General features: G+C 59.6%; 13 protein-coding genes and 4 tRNA genes. 8 read left to right on the top strand and 9 right to left on the bottom strand.

The genetic code is table 11. From position 1 onward, the window contains the following. Positions 1–62 precede the first annotated feature (62 nt). Positions 63–1,088, bottom strand: a complete 1,026-nt coding sequence (locus RGV33_RS28160; RefSeq protein ID WP_322147584.1) for an outer membrane protein assembly factor BamD — start codon at positions 1,086–1,088, stop codon at positions 63–65. 149 nt (positions 1,089–1,237) lie between these two features. Between RGV33_RS28160 and rluD the strand changes: the two genes are divergently transcribed. The 7 genes from rluD (at position 1,238) to RGV33_RS28125 (ending at position 6,333) form a co-directional block, all read left to right on the top strand. Then, positions 1,238–2,200 carry a 23S rRNA pseudouridine(1911/1915/1917) synthase RluD gene (gene rluD, locus RGV33_RS28155; protein WP_003215899.1) on the top strand — a complete coding sequence of 321 codons (963 nt, stop codon included), beginning with the start codon at positions 1,238–1,240 and terminating at the stop codon, positions 2,198–2,200. Next, positions 2,197–2,922, top strand: a complete 726-nt coding sequence (pgeF, locus tag RGV33_RS28150; RefSeq protein WP_322147583.1) for a peptidoglycan editing factor PgeF — start codon at positions 2,197–2,199, stop codon at positions 2,920–2,922. The genes rluD and pgeF overlap by 4 nt, the downstream gene beginning before the upstream one ends. 131 nt (positions 2,923–3,053) lie before the next feature. Then, entirely contained in the window at positions 3,054–5,618 is a 2,565-nt protein-coding gene (clpB, locus tag RGV33_RS28145; RefSeq protein ID WP_322147582.1) for an ATP-dependent chaperone ClpB, read from the top strand. A 300-nt stretch (positions 5,619–5,918) separates the two neighbouring features. Beyond that, positions 5,919–5,994, top strand: a tRNA-Asn gene (locus tag RGV33_RS28140). Between the two features lie 9 nt (positions 5,995–6,003). Further along, positions 6,004–6,080, top strand: a tRNA-Pro gene (locus tag RGV33_RS28135). Between the two features lie 5 nt (positions 6,081–6,085). After that, a tRNA-Lys gene (locus RGV33_RS28130) sits at positions 6,086–6,161 on the top strand. Positions 6,162–6,256: 95 nt separating this feature from the next. Then, positions 6,257–6,333, top strand: a tRNA-Pro gene (locus RGV33_RS28125). A gap of 188 nt (positions 6,334–6,521) precedes the next feature. Here the strand turns inward: RGV33_RS28125 and RGV33_RS28120 are convergent. The 8 genes from RGV33_RS28120 to RGV33_RS28085 form a co-directional block, all read right to left on the bottom strand. Next, positions 6,522–7,820: an NAD(P)/FAD-dependent oxidoreductase gene (locus tag RGV33_RS28120; RefSeq protein ID WP_322147580.1), complete on the bottom strand. Its 1,299-nt coding sequence runs from the start codon at positions 7,818–7,820 to the stop codon at positions 6,522–6,524. A gap of 60 nt (positions 7,821–7,880) precedes the next feature. After that, entirely contained in the window at positions 7,881–8,054 is a 174-nt protein-coding gene (locus tag RGV33_RS28115) for a DUF3094 family protein (RefSeq protein WP_010174986.1), read from the bottom strand. Between the two features lie 89 nt (positions 8,055–8,143). Further along, entirely contained in the window at positions 8,144–8,773 is a 630-nt protein-coding gene (locus RGV33_RS28110) for a DUF1780 domain-containing protein (RefSeq protein WP_008437312.1), read from the bottom strand. A gap of 118 nt (positions 8,774–8,891) precedes the next feature. Continuing rightward, entirely contained in the window at positions 8,892–9,890 is a 999-nt protein-coding gene (locus RGV33_RS28105) for a 3-hydroxybutyryl-CoA dehydrogenase (protein ID WP_322147579.1), read from the bottom strand. Further along, positions 9,890–10,996 carry an NAD/NADP-dependent octopine/nopaline dehydrogenase family protein gene (locus tag RGV33_RS28100; RefSeq protein WP_322147578.1) on the bottom strand — a complete coding sequence of 369 codons (1,107 nt, stop codon included), beginning with the start codon at positions 10,994–10,996 and terminating at the stop codon, positions 9,890–9,892. Before RGV33_RS28100 ends, RGV33_RS28105 begins: the two co-directional genes overlap by 1 nt. A gap of 104 nt (positions 10,997–11,100) precedes the next feature. Further along, on the bottom strand, positions 11,101–12,066 hold the full coding sequence (locus RGV33_RS28095; protein WP_322147576.1) for an AraC family transcriptional regulator: 966 nt from the start codon (positions 12,064–12,066) through the stop codon (positions 11,101–11,103). 85 nt (positions 12,067–12,151) lie between these two features. Next, on the bottom strand, positions 12,152–13,507 hold the full coding sequence (locus RGV33_RS28090) for an MFS transporter (RefSeq protein WP_322148756.1): 1,356 nt from the start codon (positions 13,505–13,507) through the stop codon (positions 12,152–12,154). Between the two features lie 133 nt (positions 13,508–13,640). Continuing rightward, positions 13,641–14,891 carry an OprD family outer membrane porin gene (locus RGV33_RS28085; protein WP_322147574.1) on the bottom strand — a complete coding sequence of 417 codons (1,251 nt, stop codon included), beginning with the start codon at positions 14,889–14,891 and terminating at the stop codon, positions 13,641–13,643. 664 nt (positions 14,892–15,555) lie between these two features. On the opposite strand from RGV33_RS28085, the gene RGV33_RS28080 reads away from it, so the two are divergent. Continuing rightward, positions 15,556–16,245, top strand: a complete 690-nt coding sequence (locus RGV33_RS28080; RefSeq protein WP_322147573.1) for an energy-coupling factor ABC transporter permease — start codon at positions 15,556–15,558, stop codon at positions 16,243–16,245. The last annotated feature ends 45 nt before the right edge of the window (positions 16,246–16,290 follow it).

The raw sequence follows: 16,290 nt of genomic DNA, 5'->3' as shown, positions 1-16,290 counted from the left end.
ATTAAATCGCAGACAAAAAAAGGGAGACCCGAGGGTCTCCCTTTTTGCATCGCGGCGAACAATCAGTCGAATACACCGAAAGTCATGTAGCTGAACCACGAGCGATCTTCATTGTTGCCCAGGGCTTGAGGGCCTTGTTCTTCAATGATGTCGCCGTTTTCGTCACGCGGCTTGAGGTCCGATGGAATCGAATCCTTGGCATCCTGGTACTGCTTGATGATGTCCTGGTTGGCGCGGGTTTCGCCCGGCGGCAGCGGTGGACGGGACTCGATCAGGCCCAGGGTGTATTTGCTCAACCACGAACGGTTGTCGGCTTCGGCAACCTGAGGCACGAACTGACCGTCCTTCAGGCTTGGGTGGTCGGGGTAGTTCAGCTTCAGGGTTTCCAGGCTGGTTGCAGCCAGGGCGTCCAGGTGCAAGCGCTGGTAAGCCTCGGTCATCACGGCCAGGCCGTCACCCACGGATGGGGTTTCCTGGAAGTTTTCCACTACATAGCGGCCACGGTTGGCGGCTGCGACATAGGCCTGACGGGTCAGGTAGTAGTGGGCTACGTGGATCTCATAGGAAGCCAGCAGGTTGCGCAGGTAGATCATGCGCTGCTTGGCGTCCGGCGCGTAGCGGCTGTTTGGGTAGCGGCTGGTCAGCTGCGCAAACTCGTTGTAGGAGTCGCGGGCAGCGCCCGGGTCACGCTTGGTCATGTCCAGCGGCAGGAAGCGCGCCAGCAGGCCAACGTCCTGGTCAAACGAGGTCAGGCCCTTGAGGTAGTAGGCATAGTCGACGTTCGGGTGCTGCGGGTGCAGGCGGATAAAACGCTCGGCGGCGGACTTGGCAGCTTCCGGTTCAGCGTTCTTGTAGTTGGCGTAGATCAGCTCAAGCTGGGCCTGGTCGGCGTAGCGCCCGAACGGATACCGCGACTCCAGTGCCTTCAGCTTTGCCGTGGCGCTGGTGTAGCTGTTGTTGTTCAGGTCGGTCTGAGCTTGTTGGTACAGCTCGACCTCGCTCAGGTTTTCGTCGACGACTTCCTTTGTTGACGAGCAAGCAGCAGTCATGGCGAGGATGGCGATCAGCAGCAGGTGTTTCACTTGCATGGCGGCTTGCGTCCCTATGACGGCCGCTGTCTTGGGCGGGGCCGTCCTGTTATGATGAGCGCCCCTTGGAAAGCCTCGGGGCAAAAGACGCCGTATTTAACCACAAGCGCGCAGCCGAAACCAAAGGCTGTGCCACGCCTAGTCTGAGCATGTCCGATAAAATTGAACTTCGCGCAGAGGTGCCGTCCGAATTGGGCGGCCAACGCCTCGATCAAGTCGCCGCACAATTATTCGCTGAGCACTCGCGCTCGCGCCTTTCCGCCTGGATCAAAGACGGCCGCCTGACTGTGGATGGAGCGGTTATCCGCCCGCGAGACATAGTTCATGGCGGTGCGATTCTTGAGCTGACTGCCGAGCAGGAAGCCCAGGGAGAATGGATCGCCCAGGATATTGAACTGGACATCGTCTATGAAGACGACGACATCCTGGTGATCAACAAACCCGCAGGCCTGGTGGTTCACCCGGCAGCCGGGCACGCTGATGGCACCTTGCTAAATGCCTTGCTGCACCACGTGCCGGACATCATCAACGTCCCGCGCTGCGGCATCGTGCACCGTCTGGACAAGGACACCACCGGCCTTATGGTGGTAGCCAAGACCATTCAGGCGCAGACGCAGTTGGTCACACAACTGCAGAGTCGCAGTGTCAGCCGGATCTACGAATGCATCGTGATCGGTGTGGTCACCGCCGGTGGCAAAATCAATGCCCCTATCGGTCGCCACGGCCAGCAGCGCCAGCGCATGGCCGTGATGGAAGGCGGCAAACAAGCTGTCAGCCATTACCGCGTGCTTGAGCGTTTCCGCTCCCACACCCACGTGCGGGTGAAGCTGGAAACCGGTCGTACCCACCAGATCCGGGTGCACATGGCGCACATCAACTTCCCGTTGGTCGGAGACCCGGCCTACGGTGGCCGCTTCCGTATTCCGCCTGCGGCCAGTGCAACCATGGTTGATTCGCTGAAAACCTTCCCGCGCCAGGCGCTGCATGCACGCTTCCTGGAACTGGATCATCCGACGAGCGGTAAGCGGATGAGCTGGGAATCGCCACTTCCAGACGATTTTGTCTGGTTGTTGTCGCTGCTCAAGCAAGACCGCGAGGCGTTTATCGGATGAGTGACTGGCTGATTCCTGACTGGCCCGCGCCGGCCGGGGTGAAAGCCTGCGTTACCACCCGTGCGGGCGGCGTCAGTTTGGCGCCGTTCGACAGCCTCAATCTCGGTGATCATGTTGAGGACAGCCTTGAAGCCGTTCTCGAAAATCGCCGTCGCCTCAACGATGCCTTCAATATCCAGCCTGCCTGGCTGCGCCAGGTCCACGATGTTGGCGTGGTTGAGGCCGATCCCGGCCAGACTGCCGAAGCCGATGGCAGTTGGACCAGCACCCCTGGCATCGCCTGCACATCAATGACGGCGGATTGCCTGCCTGCCTTGTTCTGCAATCGTGCCGGCACCCGCGTTGCGGCAGCCCATGCCGGCTGGCGTGGCTTGGCCGCTGGCGTATTGGAAGCGACCGTCGAGAGCATGGCCACCGAGCCTGGCGAAGTACTGGTGTGGTTGGGGCCGGCCATTGGCCCGCAAGCCTTTGAAGTGGGGCCGGAGGTGCGTGAAGCTTTTATGCAGCAACTTCCGGCAACGATTGAGGCGTTCATCCCCAGTCAGAACCCGGGCAAGTTCATGGCCGACATCTACCAACTGGCCCGCCTACGTCTCGCCGCCTGCGGTGTCACTGCTGTTTACGGTGGTGGTTTGTGCACCGTGACCGATCCCCGCTTCTATTCTTACCGGCGCAGCCCGCGCACCGGTCGATTTGCCTCCCTTATCTGGCTTGAACGCTAGACTCTCCTGACCTGCGTCAACTATTGGCCGCTTGAATCTTCCAGAATCGACCACATCTATAGGGGTATCTGGCAGGTTTCTTCATTCAGGATGTGTTTACAGCTCCGGCCTGCTCAAAAGGAAGGTGACTAATGCGTATTGATCGTTTAACCAGCAAATTGCAGTTGGCTTTATCTGATGCCCAATCCCTGGCGGTTGGCCTCGACCATCCGGCCATCGAGCCCGCGCACTTGATGCAAGCGCTCCTGGAGCAGCAAGGCGGCTCCATCAAACCCTTGCTGATGCAGGTGGGCTTTGACGTCAACAGCCTGCGCAAGGAGTTGAGCAAAGAGCTCGACCAACTGCCGAAAATCCAAAATCCCACTGGCGACGTGAACATGTCCCAGGACTTGGCACGCCTGCTGAACCAGGCAGACCGCCTGGCCCAGCAGAAGGGTGACCAGTTCATCTCCAGTGAAGTGGTGTTGCTCGCCGCGATGGACGACAACAGCAAGCTCGGCAAATTGTTGCTGGGCCAGGGCGTGAGCAAAAAGGCCCTGGAAAACGCCATCAACAATCTGCGTGGCGGCGAAGCCGTAAACGACCCCAATCATGAGGAGTCGCGCCAGGCCCTGGATAAATATACGGTCGACCTGACCAAGCGTGCCGAAGAGGGCAAGCTCGATCCGGTGATCGGCCGTGACGACGAAATTCGTCGCACCATCCAGGTCCTGCAACGCCGCACCAAGAACAACCCGGTGCTGATCGGCGAGCCTGGCGTGGGTAAAACCGCGATTGCCGAAGGCCTGGCCCAGCGCATCATTAATGGTGAAGTGCCAGACGGCCTTAAAGGCAAGCGTCTGCTGTCCCTGGACATGGGGTCGCTGATTGCCGGCGCCAAGTTCCGCGGCGAGTTCGAGGAGCGTCTGAAATCCCTGCTCAATGAACTGTCGAAGCAGGAAGGGCAGATCATTCTGTTTATCGACGAACTGCACACCATGGTCGGCGCCGGTAAGGGCGAAGGTTCGATGGATGCGGGCAACATGCTCAAGCCGGCACTGGCGCGTGGCGAGTTGCATTGCGTCGGTGCGACCACATTGAACGAATACCGCCAGTACATCGAGAAAGACGCCGCCCTTGAGCGTCGCTTCCAGAAAGTACTGGTGGAAGAGCCGAGCGAAGAAGACACCATCGCGATCCTGCGTGGCCTGAAAGAGCGGTATGAGGTGCACCATAAAGTCGCGATCACCGACGGCGCGATCATTGCGGCGGCGAAGTTGAGCCATCGCTATATCACTGACCGGCAGTTGCCGGACAAGGCCATCGACCTGATCGACGAAGCGGCCAGCCGTATCCGGATGGAGATCGATTCGAAGCCCGAAGTGCTCGACCGCCTGGATCGGCGCCTGATTCAGCTGAAAGTTGAATCCCAGGCCCTGAAGAAAGAAGAGGACGAGCCGGCGAAGAAGCGCCTGGAAAAACTCCAGGAAGAAATTGTTCGCCTGGAACGCGAGTATTCGGACCTCGAAGAAATCTGGACCTCGGAGAAAGCCGAAGTGCAGGGTTCTGCGCAGATCCAGCAAAAGATCGAGCAGTCCCGTCAGGAACTGGAAGCCGCGCGCCGTAAAGGCGACCTGAACCGCATGGCCGAGTTGCAGTACGGGGTGATCCCGGACCTGGAACGCAGCCTGCAGATGGTCGACCAGCACGGCAAGCCGGAGAACCAGTTGCTGCGCAGCAAGGTGACCGAGGAAGAAATTGCTGAAGTCGTGTCGAAGTGGACCGGTATTCCCGTGTCGAAAATGCTCGAAGGCGAGCGCGACAAGCTGCTGAAGATGGAAAGCCTGTTGCACCAGCGCGTGATTGGCCAGGACGAGGCGGTGGTTGCGGTGTCCAACGCGGTGCGGCGTTCCCGCGCCGGGTTGTCCGACCCGAACCGTCCGAGCGGCTCGTTCATGTTCCTCGGCCCGACCGGCGTGGGCAAGACCGAGTTGTGCAAGGCCTTGGCCGAGTTCCTCTTTGATACCGAAGAGGCGATGGTGCGGATCGACATGTCCGAGTTCATGGAGAAACATTCCGTGGCTCGTTTGATCGGGGCACCACCAGGCTATGTGGGCTACGAGGAAGGCGGTTACCTGACCGAAGCGGTACGGCGCAAGCCTTACTCGGTGATCCTGCTGGACGAGGTCGAAAAGGCTCACCCGGATGTGTTCAACGTGTTGCTGCAGGTGCTGGAAGATGGCCGCCTGACCGACAGTCACGGGCGCACCGTGGACTTCAAGAATACGGTGATCGTGATGACCTCCAACCTGGGCTCGGCGCAAATCCAAGAACTGGTGGGTGATCGTGAGGCCCAGCGTGCAGCGGTGATGGACGCGCTGACCAGCCACTTCCGGCCGGAGTTCATCAACCGGGTAGATGAAGTGGTGATCTTCGAGCCTCTGGCGCGGGATCAAATCGCGGGCATCACCGAGATCCAGTTGGGCCGCTTGCGCAGCCGTCTGGCGGAGCGTGAGTTGTCGCTGGACCTGAGCCGCGAGGCGTTGGATAAGTTGATCGCCGTGGGTTATGACCCGGTGTATGGCGCACGGCCGTTGAAGCGTGCGATCCAGCGCTGGATCGAGAACCCGTTGGCACAGCTGATCCTGTCGGGCAGCTTTATGCCGGGCACCAGTGTCGAGGCAACCGTGGAAAACGACGAAATCGTCTTCCATTGAGCCCAAGCTGCTGCGCTATAAGAAGGGGCCCCGCTTTGCGGGGCCTTTTTTTTCGATAGGGCGTTGAACTGTAAGGCAAAGGCTTGTAAAGTGCGCCCCGCAGCAACGTCAGCCCAACGGTTTCTTCTCCCCAAGGAGAAATCAGAAAGAAGCGCAAATCATTGTCTTAAAAGCAATTTAAAGGGTTGACAGGGGTTTTTAAGATTGTAGAATAGCGCGCCTCAGAGGCACTAACGTAGCGATACGGAAGGGTTGAAGAGAACGTAACAAGCAACAACGTAACACTTTGAAATATGTAGTTCCGTGATAGCTCAGTCGGTAGAGCAAATGACTGTTAATCATTGGGTCCCAGGTTCGAGTCCTGGTCACGGAGCCAATTTCAAACCGGGGTATAGCGCAGTCCGGTAGCGCGCCTGCTTTGGGAGCAGGATGTCAGGAGTTCGAATCCCCTTACCCCGACCATATTTGGGTCGTTAGCTCAGTTGGTAGAGCAGTTGGCTTTTAACCAATTGGTCGTAGGTTCGAATCCCACACGACCCACCATTTTTGAGACCAGATTAACGCTGGAATCGAATCTTAAGATCAGAGGCCAAAAGCACTGATCGAAGAAGGCGACTGAAAGGTCGCCTTTTTTTTACCGGGGTATAGCGCAGTCCGGTAGCGCGCCTGCTTTGGGAGCAGGATGTCAGGAGTTCGAATCCCCTTACCCCGACCATATTAAAAATCCTCGTATCGAAAGATACGGGGATTTTTTTTGTCTGAATTTTAAGCTTCACCGCGAAACAAATGTGGGAGCTGGCTTGCCTGCGATGACATTGCCTCGGTCTGAAAGATACATCGAGGTGTCTGCATCGCAGGCAAGCCAGCTCCCACAGAAGCTTGGCCCAATATGGCGTTGCGGTATCAGTGCAATTTAAGGCGTGGCTCGGTGCCTCGCCCAATCTTGCTCCCCAGCATCAGCATCGCCGTGCGGAAGAAGCCATACAGCGCCATCTGGTGCATGCGATACAGCGACACATAGAACATCCGCGCCAGCCAGCCTTCCAGCATCACGCTGCCCGTCAGGTTGCCCATCAAGTTACCCACCGCCGAAAAACGCGACAGCGAGATCAGCGAGCCATAGTCGGTGTACTTGTACGACGGCAGGTCCTTGCCCTCGATCCGCAGTTTCAGCGACTTGGCCAGCAACGACGCCTGCTGGTGAGCCGCCTGGGCCCGTGGTGGCACATTACGATCGGTGCCAGGTTGCGGGCAGGCTGCACAGTCACCAAAGGCAAAAATGTTCTTGTCGCGCGTGGTTTGCAGGGTCGGCAGCACTTGCAGTTGGTTGATACGGTTGGTTTCCAGGCCGTCGATGTTCTTGAGAAACCCTGGCGCACGAATCCCGGCGGCCCAGACCTTGAGGCTGGCCGCAATCACCTGGCCGCTGCTGGTGATCAGGGCGTCGGCAGTCACCTCACTCACGGCGGAGTTGGTCAGCACCGTCACCCCGAGTTTTTCCAGGGTTTTATGCACAGGCCCGCCAATACGCTCCGGCAGGGCAGGCAACACCCGGGGGCCGGCTTCGATCAGGGTGATGTGCATGTTTTCCGGCTTGATCTTGTCCAGGCCATAGGCGGCCAGTTCATGCGCGGCGTTATGCAGTTCGGCCGCCAGCTCGACGCCCGTGGCACCGGCGCCGACGATGGCAACGCTGATCTGCTCCACGACGTCCGTTTGCCCGGCATGAGCGCGCAGATAGTGATTGAGCAACTGCTGATGGAAGCGTTCAGCCTGCTTGCGGGTGTCGAGAAACAGGCAGTGTTGCGCCGCGCCCTCGGTGCCGAAGTCATTGGTGGTACTGCCGACGGCGATCACCAGGCTGTCGTAGCCCAGCACGCGCGCAGGCACCAGTTCCCGGCCTGCTTCGTCGAGGGTGGCGGCCAGCTGGATTTTTTTCTGCTCACGATCGAGCCCGCTCATGCGCCCCAACTGGAACTCGAAGTGGTTCCATTTGGCTTGGGCAACATAATTGAGTTCGTCTTCCGACGAGTTCAGCGAGCCCGCCGCCACTTCGTGGAGCAAGGGTTTCCAGATGTGGGTGAGGTTGGCGTCCACCAGCGTGATGCTGGCGGTGCCGCGCTTGCCCAGAGTCTTACCCAGGCGGGTAGCCAACTCCAGGCCGCCGGCGCCGCCGCCGACGATAATAATACGATGGGTCATGGGGATATCTCGCAAGGCTAAAAGAAATCGGTGCGGTTACCCGAGCGAGCGCAAGGCAGCTCATAGCGTCAGGTAACTCAAAAGGCGGCTCAACAAACCGAGGCCGATCACCGCAACCAGTACCACGGCAAGGAGCAGCCAGGGCCGGAAAGGCTTGCGCTCGACTTGGTTCTGGGACAGTTGCAGGTACTCTTCGACATGCTGCTGGTCGTCGGGGTTCAGGCGGCTGGTCATAAAGGCCTCGTCAGGTAGACGTTGCTAAAGGGCGCCACGTTACAGTCGTGGGATTGGCGGCAATGCCAGAAGCATAGTCGCCAGCCCGGTCACAGGCTGATACCCACATCAAACACTATGCTGCGCCCCAGATTGTTGCGCAAGAAGTCCGGAGCGTCCGGATGGGCGAATAATACCCGGGCAAACGTCGGGCCCACGAGGGACAACGAGCGCCAGCCCTGGCGCAGGTATTCGGTGGGTGGCGGAAAATGACTGTTGAGGTCCAGCACTTCGCGCTTGAGGCTGGCGAAGGCGATGAGGTCCAGCTCCCCCAGGTCCATGCCGCGCTCTTTATAGTTGTGCGCCTTCTTGCGCAGGGTAGGCGCCAGGCGCAGCAGGAATTCGTGGGCGGGAATGCGCCGGGGCTTGGCTTCTCGGCGAACCAGTTGGCTCAGGGAAAACGCGCTGCGCCGGCGCAGCAGTTCGTCGCGCCACTCGTCATTCAGGCGCCGGCCCTCATCGAGAACGAAAAACACCTCGAAGCTGGCATCGCGAAACAGCACGTCTGGCGGCTCTTGCCCGGCCGCGTGGAATTCTTCGGCGCGGTAGGGCACGTTCAGGCCTTGCAACAGGCGCTGGCACACCCAACGCTCACGCTCCCATTTGCGGGCATTGGACAGGAATGCGTTGGCTTGTTCGGCCGCTACGGTGAGCAGGCGCAAATAATCTGAGTCATCCATGTCACCAGCTTAGCGCCCAAATGTGATCTTAATAAAGTCTGTCGAGGGTTTCTTGCCGCTGATCTTCCGATCTTTAAAGCAAGATCAAACGATCGCGGCCTCTGGCAGCGCCTAAATATCAGTCCTGCTGCAATGCACCATCGAACTCGGGCGTCAGCCCCGACAATTCCAGCTTGCGGACAAAGGCTGCAAGGCGTTGCTGCTTGTAAGCGTCCACGTTCAGGTCGCGGTAATCGTAGAAACCCTGGCCGTCTCGCAGGCCATTACGCGCGTTTTGCATGTTGTCGGCAATCACCTGTGGCGACTCGAACCGCGGTGACAGCGCGTCGCTGAGGTAACGCGATGCGTAATAGAGAATGTCGCCTCCCCCCCAATCGATGAACTCCAGCAGCCCCAGCACCGAAAAGCGCAGACCAAAGCCAACGCGCACCGCAGTGTCAATGTCTTCGGCGCTTGCCACGCCTTCCTCGACCATCCGCGCCGCTTCATTCATCGCCAGTGCCTGGATGCGTGGGACGATATAGCCAGCCACCGGATTGCATACCACGGGCACCTTGCCGATACGCTTGAGCAGTTGCAGCAGGCGCTCGACCACCCGTGGGCAGGTTGCGTCGCTGCGGCTGACTTCCACCAGCGGCATCAGGTGCGCGGGATTGAGCCAGTGCGCGTTAACGAAGCGCTGTGGCTCACGGACCATATCTGCCAGTTCAGTGACCAGGAAGGTCGAGGTGGTCGAAGCAATAATAGCTTCAGGGCCCACATGCTCACTGACCCAGGCAAACGTCTGCTGCTTGACGTCGATGACTTCCGGCACCGCCTCAAACACCAAGTCACACATACCCAGCGTCGCGCCCGCCGCGGACCTGGATTGCACCACCAGCCGGGATAACGCCACGTCGGCCTGATCCGCCTGGAGCAACCCGAGGCGCACCAGGGTCTGCAGTTCACCGCGAAGGTTGTTGCGCACGCGCTCGAAGTAGCCGTGCCGCTCATCTTCGGTGCGATCCTTGATGTCGATAAGGCTGACCGGCAGGCCCGCATAGATGAACGCCAGGGCAATGCCCTCGCCCATACGCCCGGCGCCCACCACGCTGACGTGGGGCAGCGCGGCGTTCATCAGTTGTAGCCTCTGGTCAGGAGTTCGGTCATCTGTGCCCGGCTCAGGTCCGCCAGCCCCAGGTTTTCCAGTGTTCGGCCTTCGGCGTATAGGTCACGTGCTGCGACCACCGAAGCGATGCTCAACAAGCCCTGTGCCACCGGGGTCGGCACTCCGGCCCAACGGCCGACGGACACCAGGAAGGACAGGCCCAGGCGAGTGTCTTCAAGCATGTAGCGATGCTTTTGCAGGTCGATGTCTTCGCGCCAGTCGCCGCTGTCGGTCAGCTTGCCGTGGGCACCGCGACCATACATCCACTCGTCGCCTTCAGTGGTGTTGTAATGGTCGGCCAACGGGAAATGCGGCGCGCCATAGGTCAGTGCTTCGCGCAGGGCAATGCGTTCGGCATCCAGTTGGCTGGTCACGCGGCGGATCGACGGCTGGGTGCCTTCGTTGTGGATGTCCCAGGCCTCGAAGTGCTCCAGGGGCCCGGCGTTCATCATGATCAGCGGCGGATGGATGATGGGGCCGGCGTTCATCAGTGCGCCACTCAGGGCGTCTTCGATCGGCTCGACGCTTGGGTAGGCCTCGCGTAATACCGCAAAGGCGCGCTCGGACAGATTGCTGGGGAACACGCCCGTCGGCAGGCGGGTAGCGTAGCCGCTGATTATCAGGTCGCTGGCGCCGTGCTTGCGCACCAGATACGGCAGCGTGCCGGTTTCCGCGAAAGCCACGTCGCTGTGGTTGCCTGCATCGGCCATGGCCCTGGCGAACACATAGCTGCCGAACGTGCCCGGCGGCAGAAACACCACCTGACCGTCTTGCAGATACGGCGCCACGTGTTTGGCCAAGTCTTCATGGGAGGTGGACGGCAAAGGGATGATCACCAGTTGTGCGTCGTTCAGGGCTTCGCCGAGGTGGTCGGTCAGCGACAGCTTGTCACCCGCTTTGCCGACGGACAACTGGCGAGTGCCATGATAGTCCTTGATGGTCAGGCTTCCGATCGCCAGCAACTCATTGAGTGCTGCGCCGTCGCGACGCCACAGGCGAGTCGGATGCCCATTTTCAGCCATTTCGACAGCCGCGGCATAACAACCGTGCCCACCGCCCAGCACCGTAATATTCATGGAGTCGCTCCTCTTGTAAGAGACTCGATGCTATCGGGCGCCAGCCTCACGCACTTATCCGATTGCGCAGCCGACCTACGAATTACGCAGAAGCTTCAATGCTTCTATCGGCGCAGAGTGTCCGACGGCAGGCAGCCATAGCGTTGCCGATAGGCGCTGGAAAAATGCCCGAAGCTGTTGATGCCGTGGCGCAACAGAATGTCGGTGACGGTTTCTCCAGCCTTGCCTTGTTTGAGCGACTCGTGGATCGCCGCCAGGCGCCGGTCGCGAATGTACTCCACCGGCGCCTGTTGCAGGAACTGATTGAAACCATTTTGCAGGGTGCGGACCGAGACGCCACACAGCTCACTCAGGGTCGCCAGGCTGATCGACTCGTCCAGGTGCGCCTCGATGTAATCCCGTGCCTTCTTGACGTGGTGCGGCAGCGGCGCGCGAGTGTCGATCAGAAGGTCGGCGGAGTAATTGTGCGGTAGCTGAGTCAGCAACAGTTGCATCAGGTATTCGGACAGGGCCCCGCCAATGCGCGAACCGTCCACACCGCTGCCGTACAACCGGCAGATGTAGTCCAGGGTGTGATAAAGGCTGACGACGCCGACGCCTAGATGATCGACGCTGATCTCGAAGATCACCGAATGGCGCAAGCTGCGGCCTAGCAGGCGCTGCAACTGCATCTCCAGGGCGTCACGGTCGACCCGCAGGATCAGGTTACGGCATTGCCCGTCGGTGACGATGCGGCTTTGCGCGAAGGGCGAGGAAACGCTCAGGGAGCCCGACTGCATCGCCGCGCTGCGCTTCCCGTGGGCCACCTCGCAATGGCCCTGCAAGGTAATGCGGAACAGGTACTGGTCGGCGATATCGCCGATGGTCACCTCTACCGGCGCGCCATAGCGCAGGTCGAGCAGTGCCGAATCGCCGAAAAATATCCCGTTGAGCCGGGTATGCATCGGCTCGTCCCGCAGCACGTTGAAGCTGTGGGGGCACAGGTAATGGCTGACTTTGTCCTTGATCTCACAGTAGTCGGCCGAACTCAGCAGGCTGTGCCGTTCCAGCAGGTGTACGTCATTCAACATCAAAGGGGTCTCCTGATCTGGAGCATGTCGGCCCCGCCCCTTGAACAGGAGCGAGGCCGAGTCGTCGATCATGGATCAGCAAAAATCAGGCCGGGGTCGGATATTCCCGGGCATAGCTTTCACGGAAGCGACCGCAACCGCGCCACAGCAGAAGCACCGTCAACAAGGAAGCGCTGGCGATCACCAACGACATCGATGAGCCCACCGCCGCGGGCGATCCGAAATAACGGTCGGTCAACAGCGCAACCAGCGTAGTCCCCAGGCCCAACCCCAGCAGGTTGCTTATCAGCAGGAATACCGCCGAGACCTGCGCCCGTACCTGGTTCGGCGCGAGGATCTGCATCGCCGCCGTGGAGGCCGGCATCGGGAACGAAGCGAAGAACATCGCCGGCACCAACAGGGTTACCGACAGCCACAGTTGGTCCACCTGCGAAAACAGTACGGCCGGCACCGCCATGCCCAGGGCACCGATCACCCCGGTACGCATGGCCGCGTCCTGATGGCCTTTTTGTGCCAAGTAGTCAGTGAGCCAACCACCAAACAAAACGCCGGCGGTGTTGGCCACCAACAGCACGGTGCCGAGCATGTAGCCCGCCTCCACCGGCGACAGGCCGAACTTGCGGATATAGAGCGCCGGGCTCCAGCTCATCAGGCAGAACAGGGCCATGGCATAGAACGAAAAGCCCAGGTAATGGCAGGTGAAGGTCGCCCGGTGGCGGCCGAGGAAGCGCAAGCCATCGCCCAGCGCAACCTTCCTGGCCTGGCCCTGGGCATTGACTTGCAGACCTTTACGCGCCGGATCGCGCACGGTGAGCCAGATCAACAGGCCCACCAGGATGCCGGGCAGGCCGACAATGAAAAACGCCAGTTGCCAGGCTTTCACCGCGCCCACAATGGCGACCTCGATGGTGTTCATGTCCTTGAGCATGTCGATTACATAGCCGCCCACCAGGAACGCCAGGCCGCCACCGACGAACGAACCGATCGAGTAGATGCCCACGGCGCGGCCAAGTTTTTCTTTGGGGAACATGTCGCTGAACATCGAGTAGGCCGAAGGCGACAGCGCCGCCTCACCGACGCCCACACCGATGCGGGCGAGGAACATGTGCAGAAAGCTTTTGCTCAGGCCGCAGGCGGCGGTCATCAGGCTCCAGGCCACCACCCCGACGGCGATGATCTTCGGTCGCGAAAAGCGGTCGGCCAGGTACGCGATGGGCATGCCCATGAACGCGTAGAACAACGAAAAGGCCATACCGTGCAACAGGCTGAACTGGGTATCGCTGATCTGCAGGTCGGCTTTGATCGGCTCGATCATTAACGCCAGGATCTGGCGGTCCACGAATGAAAAGATGTAGGCAACCATGCACAGGGCCACCACGTACCACTCGTAGACGTAGGTTTTCTTCTTTTGCAGGGCTGCGTTGTCGACCTGGATATTCACTGGTAGTTGCTCCTCTAGGAGTCTGCTCATGGACGTAGTGCGCCGTAGAACAATGAATGGAGAGTTGTGAGGCAGAGGCAGAGGACAATGGGTTCGAGCATGGTCAAGCCTCTTATTGTCATGGGTTAGTTGCCTACCAGAACTTCCAGGTATAGGTCGTGGCGAAACGGAACTCGTCGTAGTCGTAGCCGTACTTCTGCTTCACGTCGATGTTGCGCAGGTCCAGCCCGAGGCCTTTTAGCGTCCCGCTCTGTACCACGTAGCTGATGCCCAAAAAACGTTCGCTTTCTTGGTTGTCGCTCAGGTTGCCACCACGGTTCCAGTTGGTGCCCTTGGTGTAGCGGCTGTAGAACTTGAGCCCCGGTATGCCCATCCCGGCGAAGTCATAGCCGTAGCGCGCCGACCAGGATTTTTCACCCGGGCGGACGAACGCCAGGGAAGACCAGTTCACCAGGTAGGGTTGCGGGATATAACCGTTCAGGGTCGGGAACACACTGTCACCGAGCATGCGCTGGTAACTGGCGCCAAACTGGTGGGCCCCCTTGAGCAGGGTGAACAAAGCACCCCAGGAGCGGTTGTCAATCTCACCGTTCAACGCCTTGCCGTCTTCATTGTTATTGAAGTAGCGCAAATCGGTCTTGAGTCTGTAGCCATCCCCCAGATCCGCGTTGTGCATCAGGCCGACGTAATGCTGCTGATAGATATCGTGCAGCACGCCATAGAAGTAACTGGCTTGCAGGTTTTTGGAGATATCGTAGGTAGCGCCGCCAAAATCCAGGCCGCTGCTGTCGAGATTATCGGTGGCGCCGTACTTGTAGAGCTTCTCGTGGTTGGAAGACTCCCGGGTCGCCGCCGACCAGAAACGGCCGGCGGTCAGAGTCAGTTTTTCGACCTCCCTGGACTCGACCACAGCTCCCTGGTAGATGGTATCCAACTGCCGACTGGTGTCATCGAAAGCCACCGGCAATTGCGGGCGAAGATCGCCGACTTTCAGCTCAGTCTTGCTGTAACGCATCTTGAACGTCGCACCGGCGCGACTGTAGTCATGGGCCGTCTGTCGGTCACTCACACTGTAGGGCAGCGAACCGTCGTTGCCTGACGAATCCAGACGCACGGCGTATTGCGCATCGACATCCAGGCCGATGGCCAAAGCTGTGTCGGTGTACCCGGAGGTGAACTGCGCATCGAAACCCTGGGACCAACTGTGCACTTCGGGAACCGGTGCATGGGTGTTGGTGTAGTTACGGTGCAAGTAGAAGTTGCGTGCATCCACTTTGAAGTGACTGTCATCGATCACATCGGCCTGGGCTGCCAAGGGTGCACAGATCATTCCCAAAACGCCGGCAATACTTCGCCCACGGCAAATTTGCTTTACCTGAACCATCCAACCTCTCCACGTCTGTATGTGCCTGGGCACTGTTTTTATAGGAGCAGAATCAAACCAAATACCTGGAAGTCGCGCGGTGGATGGCCGCGGGACTTAGGCGCAGTGCATGGGAGCTGTCGCGTGGGCGCTCCCTCTTTTTGTTATGGCGCAGCTTCGGGCGGCTTCGACAAGCAGTCCGCTGCGACGATACGTTTGCTGTGTACCCAAGGTAAGTCAGCAGATGCCGCGACGGTATCGAGATGAACAGCATCCGAAGGGGGGAAAACTCCATGCCGGATAAAGGTTTCCCTTAGTCGGGCGGCAGCGCTGCAATCGCAAGGTCTTGCTTGGGTCGGCCCTAAACTAGCGACTGCGCTGCCAGGCAACTTCCCCGATTGCGCAGGTGGCTCTCCAATTGCGCAGCTGGATGCCGGAACCTGCGCAGGAACTTCAGCGGTGAGCTTGTGAGGGCGCAGAAGCAGCCAGCAGCGCGCCGGCCACTGGCATTGATCGTTCCTGCTTTCCTTGTGTCGACAGACTTCCTTCTTCAGCCAATGATGACTACAGGAAGTCCCGCGTCAAAAGGTCGGTGTAGACTGGCCACTCGAGCGTTTTCGGGCAAAGAGGTGTGTGCAGTGAAGTTTTTTGTGGTGCTTTTCCAGGCCCTGGAGCAGGTGCAGCCGTGATCAGCGCAGCGGTGCTGGCGCCGGAAACCCTCAGCATCGGCTGGCTGCTGTATGCGCCGGTGGTGATGTGGGCGCTCCTGCGTTCGCCGTGGGTCGAGCTGTTTGCCGACCGGCGGCGCCAGCATTTGCTGTTCGGCACGGTGTTCGCGTTGTTTATGTTGTGGTTGGTGCGCCGGGATTTCGATACAGGCGTGTCTTACCACTTCATCGGTATGACCGCCGTGACCTTGCTGCTCGATTGGCCCCTGGCGATCGTCGGCGGCTTTGCCGCACAGCTCGGCCTGGTGTTGCTCGGTCGCCAGGACCTGGCGGCAGTGGGCATCAACGGCATGCTGCTGGTCCTGTTGCCGGTGCTGGTGACCGAAGGCTGTGCGTTGCTGGTGGAGCGGGCGAAGCCGCGTAATCCCTTTGTGTATATCTTTTGTTCGGGCTTTTTCGCCGCCGCGCTGTCGGCCTTGTTGTGCCTGCTGGCGGGCCTGGGCTTGTTGTGGTTTGACGGGCGCTTCGCGATGCCCGAATGGATCGAGGATTTTGTCGGCTACCTATGGCTGATCATTTTTCCCGAGGCCTTTATCAATGGCATGGTGATCAGCGCCCTGGTGGTGTTTTGCCCGGAGTGGCTGGAGACGTTCAACCGCACACGCTACCTCTCGGCGCCCTGGAAGGACGACGATCCACGCCGTTGATCCAGGTCAAATCCTGCTCACACGAGTGGTCGCATGCTCTGCGAA

It is taken from the genome of Pseudomonas sp. Bout1, from assembly GCF_034314165.1.
Taxonomy (GTDB): Bacteria; Pseudomonadota; Gammaproteobacteria; order Pseudomonadales; family Pseudomonadaceae; genus Aquipseudomonas.
The sequence above is the reverse complement of the archived record's forward strand: the minus strand, read 5'-3'. Positions and strand labels throughout refer to the sequence as shown.